This window comes from Salirhabdus salicampi, from assembly GCF_024259515.1.
GTDB classification, from domain to species: domain Bacteria; phylum Bacillota; class Bacilli; order Bacillales; family Alkalibacillaceae; genus Salirhabdus_A; species Salirhabdus_A salicampi.
On the sequence record NZ_JANBWE010000002.1, the window covers coordinates 276,751 to 292,665 of the forward strand.

Below are 15,915 nucleotides of genomic sequence, written 5' to 3' on the forward strand. Positions count from 1 at the left end.
AAAGGATCAATCCATTATGGATTGATCCTTTTTCATAACTTTTGCACGAGCATAAATTTTTTCAAATTCATCAAACAATGCACGTAACTGTATATAGGATTGATAATGTTTAGGATTTTCCTCAATAAAAGTTAATCGTTCTAACACATTAACTGGTACGTAATCCATTTCGTCGATAACCTTTTTCGTTATCACGCTGTCTGTAGGGCCTTCGCAATTATTGCAATAATACAATGCCCATTTAAATTGTTCGATTTGTTGTAACATGACGTCGTAAATGTCGTTCTTTTGTTTGTTTCGGAAATAGTCGGCAAGTTGATCACGAATGTCTTTCCATTCATCAATATAACGCTGAACATTTTGAAACATCATTGATTCTTTACCTTCTTTTTCATGCGTTTTTGCCCTTCCCGACATAATTCAAGTAAGGGACACGTTTCACATTGTGGGTTCTGTGCTTTGCAATGGTATCGTCCAAAGAAGATGAGACGATGATGAGTATCTCCCCATTCATCTTCAGGTACCTTTCTCATCAAAGTTTTTTCTACTTCTAAGACTGAATCTTTCCATCTGCAAATCCCTAGACGTTTTGATACACGCTCCACATGTGTATCAACAGCAATGGCTGGAATTCCGAAAGCAACTGACAATACAACATTTGCTGTTTTTCGCCCTACTCCAGGAAGGGCAACTAGCTGTTCATATTCTTTTGGTACACCGGCATCATACTTCTCGATGAGTTGGTGACATAGTTTTTGGATATTTTTTGCCTTATTACGATACAAGCCGATAGAGCGTATATCATTTTGTAATTCCTCTAGCGGTACTGCTACATAATCTTCAGGACGCTTATATTTTTGAAATAGATCTACGGTAACTTTGTTAACAAGAGCGTCTGTACATTGAGCTGATAAAACGACGGCTATTAGTAGTTCAAATGGATTTTCGTGACGGAGCTCACATTCTGCCTCTGGAAACATCTCCCCTATAATATCTAATACAGAACGTATTTGTTGTTTATTTAACACCTCTAGTTCCTCCTATTCTTCTCCTTCTAACCAATTGTAATAGATCGATGTATCTCGCTTTTTTTCTGTGTCTTTCACCTGTTGTTGTTTGGCACCTGAACGGAACGATTGACTTGCAGCTCGTGCTTGATCAACTGTCTTAATTCCTTTCTTCTTCCATTCACTTAAAATTCGGTCAATATAACGAAAACTCAGTTTCCCCATTAAGACCGCCTCTCGTAAAGCTGCCTTTATCATATCGTTTGAAAATTGATCTTGATCAATCCACTGATTTACTGTCTCAATTTCGATTGGCGAAAGGGCCCGTCCGAATTCTTGTTCGAATAATATAAAGATATTTTCATCTTTTTGGGACAAATCCGTGCTACTTTTATCACTCTCTTCATAGAGCTTTTTCCATAGTGGGTCAAGAGAATACCATTCATGGATCACGTTCTCCTCTTCATGTTGTTCGATGGAGATGAGTCCTTTTTTCATTAAACTCCGTAACGTTTGAGCAATTTCTTGCTCAGATTTGGTCATTAATTCCCCTAACGTTTGTACAGAAGGTAGTTTTATCCCTTCAACTTGTAAGCGGTAAATATGCAACAGTACCATAAAATCTATTTCATTTAACCTTAATTGTTTATATGATAAGATCAACTTTTTCGGAATCGTCATTTGGTCTAACAAAAGAGTTTGATAAAAAAATGCGTTATTATTCAATTCAAATTCACCTCAATGAACATTATAACATCTTACATAAAAAAACTCCCCGTTGGAGGGAGTTTTCTATATTTATGGATATAGTCGGTTTAATAATCTTGGGAAAGGAATCGTTTCCCGAACATGCTCTGTTCCAGAAATCCATGCAATTGTACGTTCTAAGCCTAACCCAAAGCCCGAATGTGGTACACTTCCATATTTTCGCAATTCTAAGTACCATTCATAAGCTGGTCCTGTTAAATCATGCTCCTCATAACGTTGTTCCATTAGCTCTAAATCATCAATACGCTGGGAACCACCAATGATTTCACCATATCCTTCTGGAGCGATTAAGTCTGCACACAAAACAACCTCGGGACGTTCAGGATCAGGTTTCATGTAAAATGCTTTTAGCTCTGTTGGGTAGTTCACGATAAAAACAGGTTTGTCAAAGCTCTCTGCTATTGCTGTTTCATGCGGAGCGCCAAAGTCATCTCCCCATTCAATATCATCGTACCCTTTGTCCTTCAATAATTGGACAGCATCATCATACGTAATTCTTGGGAATGGTGCTGTAATACTTTCTAATTTTGATGTATCACGTTCAAGTGTTTCTAATTCAATTTTACAATTGTTTAAAACCGATTGTACAACAAAGAATACGTATTGTTCCTGAAGTTGTAAGCTATCTTCGTGATCCATAAACGCCATCTCCGGTTCTATCATCCAAAATTCGATTAAGTGACGACGGGTTTTGGATTTTTCCGCTCGGAATGTGGGACCGAAAGAAAATACTTTTCCAAATGCCATAGCAGCTGCTTCCATATAAAGCTGTCCACTTTGTGATAGGTAAGCATCTTCGTCGAAGTACTTCGTATGGAACAATTCCGTTGTACCCTCCGCAGAGGCACCTGTTAAAATAGGTGGATCAATTTTAACAAAGCCTTCTTGATTGAAAAATTCATATGTTGCGCGAATAACTTCGTTACGAACCTTCATAATAGCATGTTGCTTCTTGGAACGTAACCATAAGTGGCGGTGATCCATTAAAAACTCTGTTCCGTGATTTTTCGGTGTAATTGGATAATCAACCGCTTCTTGAATAAGCTCAATATGATTCACTTGCATTTCATATCCTAGTGGTGAACGTGTGTCTTCTACAATTGTACCAGTGACATAAAGCGAAGATTCTTGCGTCAGTTTTTTCTTTGCTAAATCAAATACTTCTTCAGAGACGTCAGCCTTTGCAACGACTCCTTGGATAAATCCTGTTCCATCACGTAATTGCAAAAAGGCAATCTTTCCACTTGAGCGTTTATTCGCAAGCCATGCTCCAATTGTCACTTCTTCGTTTAAGTGCTTATGTACTTGGTTGATTGTTGTTTTCACTGTATTTCCCTCCTGAAAAACTTACATATGATTTTCAACAAAACGTTTTATGCGTTTTACTGCTTCTTCTAGTTGTTCTAATGATGTTGCATATGATAATCGAATATTTTGAGGAGATCCAAATCCTGAGCCAGGTACAACGGCCACTTTTTCTTCTTCCAGCAATGCTTTTACCCAGTCATCAACAGATTGAAATCCATTGTTATCTGCGGCTTCTTTCACGTTTGGAAACAAGTAGAAGGCACCTTGTGGTTTTACACAGGATACACCGGGTATCTCGGCTAAACGTTTATATAATTCGTTTAAGCGACTTTCAAATGCTTCTTTCATTCTCATCACTTCATCTTCAGGCGATGTATAAGCTGCAATCGCTGCATATTGCGCTACAGATGTTGGATTCGATGTAGAGTGTGACGCCAAGTTTGTCATCGCCTTAATAATCAAGTTGTTACCTGCTGCATACCCGATACGCCATCCTGTCATCGAGTGTGACTTGGACACACCGTTAATAATAACTGTCTGCTCTTTAAGCTCGTCAGAAAGTTGAGCAATGGAAACATGTTGCTTATTTTCGTATACTAACTTTTCATAAATTTCGTCTGAAACGATTAGGATATTATTATGTAGGCAGACTTCTCCTAATTGCTTTAACTCTTCTTTCGTATATAACATACCTGTTGGGTTACTAGGTGAATTGATAATTACTGCCTTCGTTTTCTTTGTTATAGCTTTTTGTAATTGTTCTGGTGTAATTTTAAAGGAATTGTCTTCTGTAGCCTGAACTATGACTGGCTTACCACCAGCAAGCTTAATTTGTTCTGGATAGCTTACCCAATATGGTGCAGGAACGATTACCTCATCATCTTCGTCTAACAATACTTGAAATAACGTATAAAGAGCATGTTTGGCACCAGTCGTAACAATAATGTTCTCATTTTGATACGTTAAGTTTTGATCACGATTAAATTTCTTTATAATTGCTTCTTTTAACTCTGGCAACCCACCAGATGGAGTGTACTTTGTTTTCCCTGCTTCCATTGAAGCTTTAGCAGCTTCAATAATATGTTGTGGTGTGTTGAAGTCAGGCTCTCCTGCGCCAAGACCAACTACATCATATCCTTGTTGTTTCAATTCTTTAGCTTTAGCTGTAATCGCCAACGTACTAGATGGTGTTAATGATTTTACGCGGTTTGCTAAATCCATCATGTAATCCCCCTATTTCGTTTTCAGCTTAAACTGTTCATATACATTTCCGTTTCGAAACGTATAATAGTCAAACGTATACCGTTGATTTTCATCATAATAAATGAGTTCCCACAATAAAACGTCCTCATCTATCCCTAATTGCAAATCGATCAAAGTACAACTCCGGCACTGGCTTGACCAAATAGCGATAATATCCTCATTGGATAATCCACTATCGGCTGGAACGTATCGGATATCTTCATCCTCGCTATCTATCGGGACGAAGGCATAACCGAGCTCTCCCTCATTCGTTTCTCCAACAACAATATCAAATGGTTGCGCACCATTAAAACGATCCGTATTCGTAACAGAAGCCAGAGGAGTCGAATCCAAAGCTCGCTGCTCAGAATGCGAAAATGTAGCCTGCTTCCCTTTTACAGCTGTCAAGTATATCAATGTAACGTACCCAACAGCAACGAGGCTTAAAAAGACAACAGCGATAAACCAAAGTCTTTTTCTACTCTGTTTTATAGATCGTGAATATTGCTGTCTCTTCATCTTCATCATCCAATGCTAACCCAAACATCACTCTGTGATCTTTTAAGGTTCGATTTAAACTATCCACAATTTTGTATAAGTCTTCAGACCTTTCAACACGGGTAGTAGATAATACTTCGATTTTCGGTTCCATTATGATCCTCCCTTTATGTCATTTTAAGAAAAATTTACACAGTATACAGTGTAACTCATATCACACAATAAGAATGTCTCATATATATCACGTAAATTATTATAACAATAAAAACGATACGCAAAGAAGGAAAAACTAAAAAAATCTAACCCATACCAAAATTGTCATTGAAAAAAGGTGCTCACAAGCTTGTGAGCACTATTTTTTTAGTTCATAATCCGTTAAATTCCATAATATCTTTATTGTACCGATTTTTTTCAAGTGATAAACATCAATCCAAGATTCTTGCAGGCGTTCCAATAGACCTTCATGTAAAATATGCTCTCTTAAATTAAAAATAATCGCAATATGGGGGTCTAACTTCTCCAAAAGTTGCTCGCTTGGAAAATTCTTTACTGCATATTCAGGAATTTTTAAAATTTCTGTTTTAATTGGCATACTTTGAATCATATCCTCAATTTCTTTATCTCCTTCTGCTAAGAACAGTAACGAGTTTTTCCCGAATAATATATAGAGGGACATTGAATCATGATCCTTCTGTTTTATAACGCGAAAAAACAAGCCAGGACTCAATTCATAGAACTTATTTTGCTCCCATGAACGGTGCTCTACAACATTTTGATGCTCCTCTGTGCAAGAAGAGCTCAATTTGCCTGCCGAAATTGTAACAGAAACTTGAAACTGATCTAATACATCATCTGTATTTCCACAAGTATCCCCTTGATTATTCGTTAGTATTAAATAATCAATTTTTTCAATTCCTAATTCCTCGATCTGCTCCACTAAATGCTTTTTGCTATGTTTTGATCCCGTGTTAATTAAAATTTGCTTATTTCGCCCTGTGGAAATTAACATGGACTCCCCATCTGGAAGCGAAAAAAAAGTGAATTGTACTTCATCTTTCGAGAGTTGTAATTCTTTGGCTTCTAAATTGGGGGTTAGTATTTGTATAGCAATGGTAATAATGGAAACACATAGTAATATTTTTTTCATGTTCTCACATCCTATTTTCAACCCCATCATCAATAGAATGTGTTATTTCCGACAAGATATCACCTTAAAACCACTTGTCAGCTTCTTCCAATATCGCCTCGGTATCATTGTAAACGATTGGAACTTTCGGAATTGACTCTGTAAAATATTTTCCGTACTTCGTTTTTAATATCCTTTGATCACAAACCATAACAATTCCTCGGTCTGTTTTTGTTCGAATGAGCCGTCCAAACCCTTGTTTAAAACGAATGACAGCATTTGGTAGAGCTAAGCTCATAAACGGGTTTTTCCCCTTCGTTTTCAAATGCTTTGCCTTCGCTGAGTAGACAGGATGATTAGGAGGCTCAAATGGCAACTTCACTATTACAACTGCGGATAGAGATTCACCTGGTATATCCACACCTTCCCAAAATGAACTCGTACCAAGTAATATCGCTTGATCAAAAGATTGGAAATTTTTCTTGAGCCTTGTTCGACTACCACTCGATATTCCCTGGGCAATGATGACAAAATCATCTTGGTCGGTAAATTGTCTTAGCATTTCATAAGACTGACGTAGCATCTTATAAGAAGTAAACAAAACAAGCATCCGTCCATTTGTTATCTTTGCTAATTCATAGATGGAGTAACTAACGGCCTGAACATAATCATCTTCATTACCGTATTGAATATCTGGTAAATCACTTGGTACTAACAAGCGGACTTGTTCTTCAAAATTAAACGGAGAAGGGATTTTTTTCGTATTAGTCTCAGACTCGTCCAACCCATTTCTTTCCATCAAAAAATCAAATGATCCTTTCATCGTAAGGGTTGCACTTGTCAAAACAACACTCTTCTTTTGATTATAAAACTGTTCTGCTAACAATTGTCCAACATTAAGAGGCTCACAATATAAAAAGACTGCATTTTTTGCACCTAACGATTCAATTTCGATCCATTTTACCGTCTGTTCACTGTTTTGTAAGAAAAATGCCTCAATACTTCGTATTAGTGTCTCAATTTGACCTAACTTTCTTGTTAACGTGTCCCGCTTCTCACCTGAAAATTGGTTTATGTGTTTAATCAGAAAACGTTCCATTTCCTTTAACGTGAAAACGAAGCGGCCCGTCATATCGGCTAACAGTTCAGCAGTTCTCGTTTGCAGCTTGCCATGCTCATAAACGAATTGAATACGGCCAACATCGTTCATTGATGTATTACCAGTTTGCTGTTTCGCTACAATTTCAAACAAAAAACGGAAGAAGTCGTCCGCCTGACTTTTTGCGTTCTCACATAATGTATGAAATTCATCACCTTCTACAATGGTTTCCCCCATTTGAAACTGCAAAAGGCCGTTTAGTAAAAACTGTGTGGATACATAGTCTAACTGTAACCCAAAGTGTTTTGAAGCAGTTTTGTCAAAATGGTGGGCCTCATCTAAAATGATATAGTCATACGACGGTAATAGCTGAAAATCATTGATCATATCCGTACAAAGAAGGGCATGATTGGTCACAATTATATTCGATTTTTGCGCCTTTCGTTTCACTCTTTGAAAAAACGTCCTTGAGAACCACGGCGATTTTGGATCCAAATAGTGTTCAGCTTCAGCATTGATTTTACGCCAAAATAACTTTCCGCTAGAAGGTAGATGAATCTCATCTACATCTCCAGTCTCCGTTTCCGTTAACCAAACGAGTATCATCGATTTCGTTAACACAACGTCATAGTTGTCATCTGTCGGTGGTTTGTGTATCTCCTGTTCAAACTTATTCAAGCTTAAATAATGACTTTTTCCTTTTAACACAACTGCTTTTACTGGTACAGAAAACAGCCGTTGCATCAGGGGAATTTCTTTCTCTAACAATTGAGATTGCAGTTGGGTAGTATAGGTACTTACTACAACCTTTGTTTGCTCTTTCAGTGCAAAGTAGACAGCAGGAAGAACGTACCCTAACGTTTTTCCCGTACCCGTTTCTGCCTCTATTAAGGCATGTTTTTGTTCATGAAATGCATGGAAAATAAATTCAGCCATGTCTTTTTGGCCTGCTCGTCTTTCATACTGATACATGAGCTTTTGTAATGCCCCTGTCTCACCGAATGTGTCATCTAAAAAATGACCGAAAGAATCGGTTATTTCTGTCGGTTCCTCCTCATCTGTATCGTTATCAATTTTTTTTATCGCAATGCCCCTATACACTTCCACTTGGTCATTACTTTCTAGCTGGAACTTTTTTTCCTCAATCCAATTCGACATAATGTTGTGCATATCACTCTTAAGCTTCGGCTCAAATTTTATAAGCTGCTCAAGAGTTTCGACAGGCAAGGATTTGCCCTTCTCTAACAAACGAATGAGCAACTCAGCCGTGACATAAGCATCCGATAAGGCGCGATGGGGTGCCTGATGTTCGATATGAAAATGGTCGGCAAGTTGAGACAACTTATACCCCGGAGCCCTTGGAGCGAAAATACGGGCGAGTTCTACTGTATCAATGACTTTACTACGAATTGGTGGTTCACCTTCTTGATACAATGCCTCATTTAAAAAGCCTAAATCAAACTGCACATGGTGAGCTACAAAATAGGCATCCTTACATAAAGATCGTATTTTAGCGATTATACTATTGAATTTAGGTGCATCTTGTACTTTTTCATCCGTTATGCCTGTTAAGCCTGTTATAAAAGCAGGTATTTCCAGATTTGGTTGTACGTAACTGGAATATTGCTCCGTAATGTGTCCATCTTCCACTATGACAATTCCGATTTCAATGATTTGATCTCCTTTTGCAGGAGCATGACCGGTTGTTTCTAAATCAACGATGGCAAATTTCGTCATTCTCTCACCAACTTTCACTTCAACCTCTTAATCATATGTATAATGTATAAAAACGATTTGTTCTACCTTTTATTATATCCTAACCTAAACTTTCCTTACTCAGATAGAGTGCACGGGCCAGGAACAATAGAAAAAAAACTCCCACTAAAAGCGGGAGTTATTTCACCGTTAGGGGTGGTTCAGCCGTTAACAGTTGTTCAATTTCATTCTGCTCATTCATAATGGCAACCTTCGGTTGATGATTGATCATTTCTTCTTCAGATAAAACAGCATATGAAATAATAATGACAATATCCCCTTGTTGTACGCACCGAGCCGCAGCGCCATTTAAACATATGACTCCACTATGACGTTCTCCGGGTATTACATATGTCTCTATCCTTGCTCCGTTGTTGTTATTAACAATTTGGACCTTTTCATGTGGGAGAATACCTACTTGTTCTAATATATACTCATCGATCGTAACACTACCTACATATTGTAAGTTTGCTTCTGTTACACGAGCACGATGTATTTTGCTGTTTAACATTGTGCGATACATAATGGTTTCCCCCTAAACGTTAGGTATACAATAGTTTTCCTGATTTGTTAAAGATGACGTTGTCAATTAAACGTGCTCCATTAAATTTCACCGCAACGGCTAATATCATGTCCCCTGTCACTTCTGAAATATGGTCAAGGTTAGGGTAACTTAACAAATCAACGTAATCTATTTTACCATGTGTATGTTCGATTATGAACTGGGAAACAGCAGATATTATGATTTTTGGATCCGTTTCACCTTGCTCCACGAATTCTTTGCCATGTAGTAAAGCACGATACAAATATTTTGCTTCCTCCCGTTCACGGGTATCTAAGTTCACATTTCTGCTACTCTTTGCCAGTCCATCCTCTTCCCGAACCGTTGCAACAGGTACAATATTTACCGGAACATTAAAGTCATCGACAAATGCCTTCACAACCGATACTTGCTGAGCATCTTTTAATCCGAAATAGGCATTATCAGGAATTGTCACATTAAACAATTTTGCTAAAACGGTGACGACTCCCTCAAAATGACCCTCCCTTGTTTTACCGCATAAAATATTTGTGCGTTTTGTAATGGATATGTTGTGTGACATTTCGGAAGGATAGATCTCCTCCACAGAAGGCATAAAAACAATATCTACATTTTCATTTTTGGCAACGTCGATATCCCGTTCCTCGTTTTTTGGATAGCGATCCAAATCTTCGGTCGGTCCAAACTGTAAAGGGTTTAAAAAAATACTTAATATTAAAATATCATTTTGTTGTCTACCCTCTCGCAACAATTTTTGATGTCCTTCATGTAAATAGCCCATCGTAGGGACAAGCCCTATACTCTTCCCTTCTTTTTGTAAAGATTTACTTAATTGTTGCATCTCGGACACCGTTCTAACGATCTTCATTTTTGTTGCCTCCATACAATGATGCTAATTCTTCTTCATCCATTTTGTACGTATGTTCAATCTTAGGAAACGTTCCGTTTTTCACATCTTGAACGTATTCGGTAATCCCATTGCGGATCGTGTCACCTATATTTGCGTATGACTTCACAAATTTTGGAAGACGGTCTACACCATATTGTAAGATGTCATGGTATACGAGAACTTGTCCATTACATTCCTTACCTGCCCCAATACCAATTGTCGGAATTGACAGCTGCTCTGTAATAAGCTTTGCTAGTGGTTCTGGAACACATTCCAAAACGAGCGCAATCGCTCCTGCTTCTTGAACTTGCTTTGCATTTTCTATAAGCTCAATAGCATCGTCCCTCGTTTTCCCTTGAATCCTATATCCCCCTAATACATTCACAGATTGAGGGGTTAGCCCTAAGTGAGCAACAACTGGAATTCCTGCAGTTGTCAGGCGTCTTATAACATCAACGACTTCGCCTGCACCCTCCACTTTTACTGCTTGGGCGTTCGTTTCCTGAATCAGTTTTCTGCCATTTTTCATCGTTTCTTCCATTGAGATATGATAAGACATAAACGGCATATCAACTGTAACAAACGTGTTAGGGGCACCTCTTTTTACAGCCTTCCCATGATGTATCATATCTTCTAAAGTTACCGGAATAGTAGAGTCATATCCGAGTACTACCATCCCTAACGAATCACCAACAAGGATCATATCAACTCCAGCTGCTTCTGCCTGCTTTGCACTGGGGAAATCATAGGCAGTAAGCATGACAATCTTTTCATTGCTTTTTTTCATTTTGTTAAAAGATAACCGAGTTTTCACTCCTCATCCCTCCTTTTATGCCATTCAATTTCAGCAGAGTACAAGATGTGTTGCTCCTTATTCTCCACCTCTTCGACCCGTAACGCCCCATCATCTTGAATTCCTAGCAAAATACCTTCCCATGCCTTATTTCTAGTATGTACTGTGATTTGCTCACCTATCTTATAAGCATTCGCTAACCACATTTCTTTAATCTTGGCAAAGCCATGTTGAATAAAATGTTCATAGAGACCCTCTAATTCAACGAGGAACCTTTGAATGATATGAGCACGTGGCCATTGTTTTCCCGTTTCAATATGTATAGATGAAGCTATATTTTGTAACGCTTCAGGCAGATCATCTGAACGGTGGTTTACATTTAACCCTAACCCGATAATGACGTATTGAATTTGGTCGGTTTCTGCTTGCATTTCCGTTAAAATCCCAGCTAATTTTCGGTCATGAATAAATATATCGTTCGGCCATTTTATTTTTGGTTCGATTTTACAAACTTTTTTCAGAGTTTCTACTATGGCTACAGCCGTTAGTAAAGTGAGTTGAGGGGCTTTATGTGGTTGAATTTCAGGACGCAGTATCATGCTCATCCAAATTCCTGAACCCTTTTCAGAATGCCATGGTCGATTTAACCGCCCTCTCCCCTCTAATTGCTCATCTGCAACGACAACCGAACCATGAATTGCCCCCTGTTGGGCTAATTGGTGTGCGATTGTTTGGGTTGATTCTGTTTGCTCTTCAAACGTTAAAGATTGACCTAACCAATTCGTTTCTAAACCCCATTGCAATGTATTCCCGCTAATTTTATCAGGATGTTTCACAATTCGGTACCCTTTCCGTGTTACGGCCTCAATGATATAGCCATCCTTCTCCAATTCCTTCATATGCTTCCATACGGCTGAACGGGAAATTTGTAATTCATTTGATAAAACTTGTCCAGAAATATATTGATTATCCTTTTGAGAAAGAAGGGTGATCAACTGTTTTCGTCTGTTATCCACTTTTTCACCCACTCCTTTAATACACTTGTTTCGTTTTTTAAACTACCTCTTACTACTTGCCGTTCCATATCTAGTAGAAGTTCCTGAACCCACGGACCTGGCTTACGACCTTTTGCTAGAGCGAGTATATCATGACCATTTAAACAAAGATCTTCTCTTTGTCGAATCGGTAAAGCTTCGTAAATCTTCTCAAGTCTATGTACTGATACCATTTCAGCTTTCTCCACAATGTTTACAAGATGAGCAAACTCCTGTAAAACATGCTTACCAACTACATATACTGTTTCATTACCAATCCCTTCATGTTGATAGGTTAAATACGCCTGGTGTAAATGTTTTGCAGAATTTAACACTTTATTTGATAATTTCCAACTTTTAATCCATTTTTGAATGGAATGGTCAGGATTTAATATATGAAAAAAGGTTATCGCTTCGGCTATCGATTGAAAAGGAGTTTGAACATATTCTTTTATTTTTTTTATTAAAGACTGGTCATCGCGAAAAATGGGAAGGTGTCTACCAATATTCGTTTCATTTATATGAGTTAGTGCTTTCATAATATATTCGCCCATGAAGAGTTTCTCGATTTCTACAGTAATCCTCTCAACTGCAATATGTTCTAAAAGATTTGCCATCTGTTTCATAGCATTCTTAATTTCATCATCCAGTTGGAATCCTAATTGGCTTACAAATCTTACCGCCCGCATCATTCGTAATGGATCTTCATAAAAACGCTCTTCCGCTTTCCCTACAGTTCGAATGTAGCCACTTTTCAAATCTGCCTGGCCATGAAAAGGGTCATGAATTTGACCTTTCTGATCCATCGCAATCGCATTCATGGTAAAATCCCTTCTCGCTAAGTCTTCCTTAAGGTCTGTAACAAAGGTGACTTCATCTGGATGCCGAAAGTCTTCATACTTACCATCAATCCGAAACGTTGTCACTTCATAAGATTCTTGGCCATGACGGACTAATATTGTTCCATGTTCAATCCCTACAGGTATTGTTTTTTTAAACAAATTTTGAACTACATGAGGGGGAGCACTTGTTGCAATGTCCACGTCATGGACAGTGCGATTTATCAGATAATCACGAACAGACCCGCCAACGAAATATGCTTCATAACCGCTGTTTTCTATCGTTTTTATAATGGGTAATGCTTTTAAAAAAGGCTGTTCCATTATGTGTCATCCTTTACTTAACTGATAATAGATGTCCTCATATTGTCCTACAATTTGTTTAGATAGAAAGTGTTGATTTACCCGATCAATTGATGCTTTTGAAAAGGATTCCCACTCTTTTTCATTATGTAACAATTGTAAAGCTTTTTCGCTAACCGTATCAATATCATTTACATTGCATACAAAACCTGTTTTTCCATCCGCGATAACTTCAGGTATTCCACCAATATTTGTACCAATGCAAGGTACGCCGCAAGCCATAGCTTCCAAAATAACTAAGCCAAAGCTTTCTTTTTCTGATAGTAACAATTTTAAATCAGAAATGGAAAACAGTTCTGATATATTATCCTGCTTCCCTAAAAACAACACCGATTCTTGAAGGTTTAATGATTTCACCAATTCCCTTACATGATTGTTCTCGGGTCCATCACCAACTAATAATAATTTCGTTGGGGCTTGTTTGACAATCTTTTGAAAGGCATAAATAACATCCGGTACACGCTTAACCTTTCGAAAGTTGGAAACATGGATCAACACTTTTTCTTCTTGTTTAATCCCAAACTGTTCTTTTAGTTCACTTGTTTTCTTTTGTTGATATTCCCGTTCATCTACAAAGTTATAAACAACTTTTATATCATCTCTAACATCTAACATGTCTTCTGTTTGCTTTTTTAAGCTATTCGACACGGCAGTTACAGCATCTGACCGTTCAATGCCGAAGCGAATCATATTTTTCAAGCTTGAATCAATTCCTAACACAGTAATATCAGTACCATGAAGTGTAGTGACAACCTTCACATCTCGTTTAGCCATTTGTTTCGCTAAAATTGCACAAATAGCATGAGGCATCGCATAATGCACGTGCAAAATATCTAATTGTGCTTCATCAATAACTTCTGCCATTTTATTTGCTAATGCTAAATCGTATGGTGGATACTGAAATACCGGATAGTTGCTCACTTCAACTTCATGGAAATACACATTTGAATAAATCTTCGTTAAACGAAAGGGCATGTTTGATGAGATGAAATGTATCTCATGACCTTTTTCGGCTAATAATTTCCCCAGTTCAGTAGCTATTACCCCTGAACCCCCAACTGTCGGATAACATGTTATCCCAATTTTAAGTCCCATATGTTTTGTCACCCTTATTTATTTCATTTCCTATTCAGTTCTCTCCATTGAAAATCTCCACGTTCTAAACCACGGATAAAAATTTCAGCTGCCCCAATATTTGTCGCCAGCGGTACCTGATATACGTCACATAACCGTAAAAGCGCACTTACGTCTGGTTCGTGTGGCTGAGCTGTTAATGGGTCCCGAAAGAATATAACCATGTCCATATCATTATTAGCAATCATTGCTCCAATTTGTTGGTCTCCTCCTAATGGTCCAGACTGAAAACGGTGAATGGGCAGGTTCGTTGCTTCTGCAATTCTTTTCCCCGTGGTCCCAGTTGCAAATAACTCATGTTGTTTAAAAATATGGACATAGGCTGTTACGAAGTCCACTAAATCGTCTTTTCGCTTGTCATGAGCAATTAACGAGATTTTCATTGTCGACCCCCTACTCTAATAAATTCTCTAAGCCGTAAACAAATGTGTTAACTTTTTGAACCGAATCTACAGCTAATTTTACTCCACTCATAAATGACTGACGGTGATACGTGTCATGTTTTATTGTTAACGTTTGGCCTGTAGCCCCAAACACAACTTCTTGATGGGCAATAAGGCCTGGTAAACGTACGCTATGAATGTGCATTCCATCAAAATCGGCACCTCTCGCGCCTTCAATCGTTTCCTGTTCTTTTTCATGACCTTGTTTCTTTGCTTCTCTTACTTCTTGAATTAATTCTGCAGTTTTGACAGCCGTTCCAGATGGAGCATCTAATTTTTGATCATGATGGCGTTCAATAATTTCAACATCCGGAAAGTATTTTGCAGCCCATTTGGCAAATTGCATCATAAGGACAGCCCCGACCGCAAAATTAGGTGCAATAACGACCCCAAGATCTTTCTCTTGTGATAGTCGCTCCAACTCAGCAAGCTGTTCTGCAGTAAATCCAGTTGTCCCGACAACAGGTCGTACATTATGCTCTAGCGCCAATTTCGCGTGTAGAAAACCTGTTTCCGGTGTCGTTAAATCGACAAGAACATCAGCATCTTCGCTTTGTAAAGCTTCTTCTGCATCTGTATAGATTTTCGCCTCCAGCTCTGGTAGTCCGTTTATATCTTTTATGTATTCACCATTATGTTTCCGGTCAATGCACGCTACTAATTGGAAATGCTCTGTTTCTTCCATTAATTTTAACGCTTCTGTTCCCATCTTTCCTCTTGGTCCTGCCACTATAATTTTAACTTGTTCCATTTTGGTCCTCCTCATCTTTTCTAGTCCATCGATCTTTGTCCCTCGTTTCAAACTTGGTCATTGCACGATCAAAGGCACTACTAACATCAATGTTTAACGAGTTTGCAAAACAAATAAGTACAAAGAGTAGATCTCCTAACTCTTCCTCCATAGACTTTTCCGTTTCACTACTCTTTTTCGGTTTTTCACCATAATAATGATTTACTTCTCTAGCTACTTCCCCGACCTCTTCCGTGAGGCGCGCTAACATACTAAGGGGGGAAAAGTAACCTTCTTTAAATTGAGAAATATATTGATCAACCCGTTTTTGCATGTCTTCAGTGGT

General features: G+C 38.2%; 18 protein-coding genes. All 18 read right to left on the bottom strand.

Features of this window, described 5'->3' with window-relative positions:
* Positions 1-6: 6 nt before the first annotated feature.
* Positions 7-372 carry a YpoC family protein gene (locus NLW78_RS07420; protein WP_254496421.1) on the bottom strand — a complete coding sequence of 122 codons (366 nt, stop codon included), beginning with the start codon at positions 370-372 and terminating at the stop codon, positions 7-9.
* Positions 369-1,028: an endonuclease III gene (gene nth / locus NLW78_RS07425; protein WP_254496422.1), complete on the bottom strand. Its 660-nt coding sequence runs from the start codon at positions 1,026-1,028 to the stop codon at positions 369-371. Before nth ends, NLW78_RS07420 begins: the two co-directional genes overlap by 4 nt.
* 12 nt (positions 1,029-1,040) lie before the next feature.
* Positions 1,041-1,733: a DnaD domain-containing protein gene (locus NLW78_RS07430; RefSeq protein ID WP_254496423.1), complete on the bottom strand. Its 693-nt coding sequence runs from the start codon at positions 1,731-1,733 to the stop codon at positions 1,041-1,043.
* Positions 1,734-1,805: 72 nt separating this feature from the next.
* Positions 1,806-3,101: an asparagine--tRNA ligase gene (gene asnS / locus NLW78_RS07435; RefSeq protein ID WP_254496424.1), complete on the bottom strand. Its 1,296-nt coding sequence runs from the start codon at positions 3,099-3,101 to the stop codon at positions 1,806-1,808.
* A 21-nt stretch (positions 3,102-3,122) separates the two neighbouring features.
* Entirely contained in the window at positions 3,123-4,304 is a 1,182-nt protein-coding gene (locus tag NLW78_RS07440) for a pyridoxal phosphate-dependent aminotransferase (protein ID WP_254496425.1), read from the bottom strand.
* 12 nt (positions 4,305-4,316) lie between these two features.
* Positions 4,317-4,844, bottom strand: a complete 528-nt coding sequence (locus tag NLW78_RS07445) for a cell wall elongation regulator TseB-like domain-containing protein (RefSeq protein ID WP_254496426.1) — start codon at positions 4,842-4,844, stop codon at positions 4,317-4,319.
* Positions 4,804-4,977 carry a YpmA family protein gene (locus NLW78_RS07450; protein ID WP_254496427.1) on the bottom strand — a complete coding sequence of 58 codons (174 nt, stop codon included), beginning with the start codon at positions 4,975-4,977 and terminating at the stop codon, positions 4,804-4,806. The genes NLW78_RS07445 and NLW78_RS07450 overlap by 41 nt, the downstream gene beginning before the upstream one ends.
* Positions 4,978-5,175: 198 nt before the next feature.
* Entirely contained in the window at positions 5,176-5,970 is a 795-nt protein-coding gene (locus NLW78_RS07455) for a ComEC/Rec2 family competence protein (RefSeq protein WP_254496428.1), read from the bottom strand.
* A gap of 64 nt (positions 5,971-6,034) precedes the next feature.
* Positions 6,035-8,803 carry an ATP-dependent DNA helicase DinG gene (dinG, locus tag NLW78_RS07460; RefSeq protein WP_254496429.1) on the bottom strand — a complete coding sequence of 923 codons (2,769 nt, stop codon included), beginning with the start codon at positions 8,801-8,803 and terminating at the stop codon, positions 6,035-6,037.
* A gap of 139 nt (positions 8,804-8,942) precedes the next feature.
* Complete coding sequence (gene panD, locus NLW78_RS07465) at positions 8,943-9,326, bottom strand: aspartate 1-decarboxylase (protein ID WP_254496430.1); 384 nt, start codon at positions 9,324-9,326, stop codon at positions 8,943-8,945.
* 19 nt (positions 9,327-9,345) lie between these two features.
* Complete coding sequence (panC, locus tag NLW78_RS07470) at positions 9,346-10,212, bottom strand: pantoate--beta-alanine ligase (protein WP_254496431.1); 867 nt, start codon at positions 10,210-10,212, stop codon at positions 9,346-9,348.
* Entirely contained in the window at positions 10,199-11,047 is an 849-nt protein-coding gene (gene panB / locus NLW78_RS07475; RefSeq protein ID WP_254496432.1) for a 3-methyl-2-oxobutanoate hydroxymethyltransferase, read from the bottom strand. Before panB ends, panC begins: the two co-directional genes overlap by 14 nt.
* Positions 11,044-12,042 carry a biotin--[acetyl-CoA-carboxylase] ligase gene (locus tag NLW78_RS07480; RefSeq protein ID WP_254496433.1) on the bottom strand — a complete coding sequence of 333 codons (999 nt, stop codon included), beginning with the start codon at positions 12,040-12,042 and terminating at the stop codon, positions 11,044-11,046. The genes panB and NLW78_RS07480 overlap by 4 nt, the downstream gene beginning before the upstream one ends.
* Entirely contained in the window at positions 12,018-13,223 is a 1,206-nt protein-coding gene (locus NLW78_RS07485) for a CCA tRNA nucleotidyltransferase (protein ID WP_254496434.1), read from the bottom strand. Before NLW78_RS07485 ends, NLW78_RS07480 begins: the two co-directional genes overlap by 25 nt.
* A gap of 6 nt (positions 13,224-13,229) precedes the next feature.
* Positions 13,230-14,357: an N-acetyl-alpha-D-glucosaminyl L-malate synthase BshA gene (bshA, locus tag NLW78_RS07490; RefSeq protein WP_254496435.1), complete on the bottom strand. Its 1,128-nt coding sequence runs from the start codon at positions 14,355-14,357 to the stop codon at positions 13,230-13,232.
* A 23-nt stretch (positions 14,358-14,380) separates the two neighbouring features.
* Positions 14,381-14,779, bottom strand: coding sequence for a methylglyoxal synthase (gene mgsA, locus NLW78_RS07495; RefSeq protein WP_254496436.1), 399 nt, complete (start codon positions 14,777-14,779; stop codon positions 14,381-14,383).
* 10 nt (positions 14,780-14,789) lie between these two features.
* Complete coding sequence (gene dapB, locus NLW78_RS07500; protein ID WP_254496437.1) at positions 14,790-15,590, bottom strand: 4-hydroxy-tetrahydrodipicolinate reductase; 801 nt, start codon at positions 15,588-15,590, stop codon at positions 14,790-14,792.
* Positions 15,577-15,903 (bottom strand): nucleotide pyrophosphohydrolase, encoded by a 327-nt coding sequence (locus NLW78_RS07505; RefSeq protein ID WP_254496955.1) that lies wholly within the window; start codon positions 15,901-15,903, stop codon positions 15,577-15,579. Before NLW78_RS07505 ends, dapB begins: the two co-directional genes overlap by 14 nt.
* Positions 15,904-15,915: the final 12 nt, after the last annotated feature.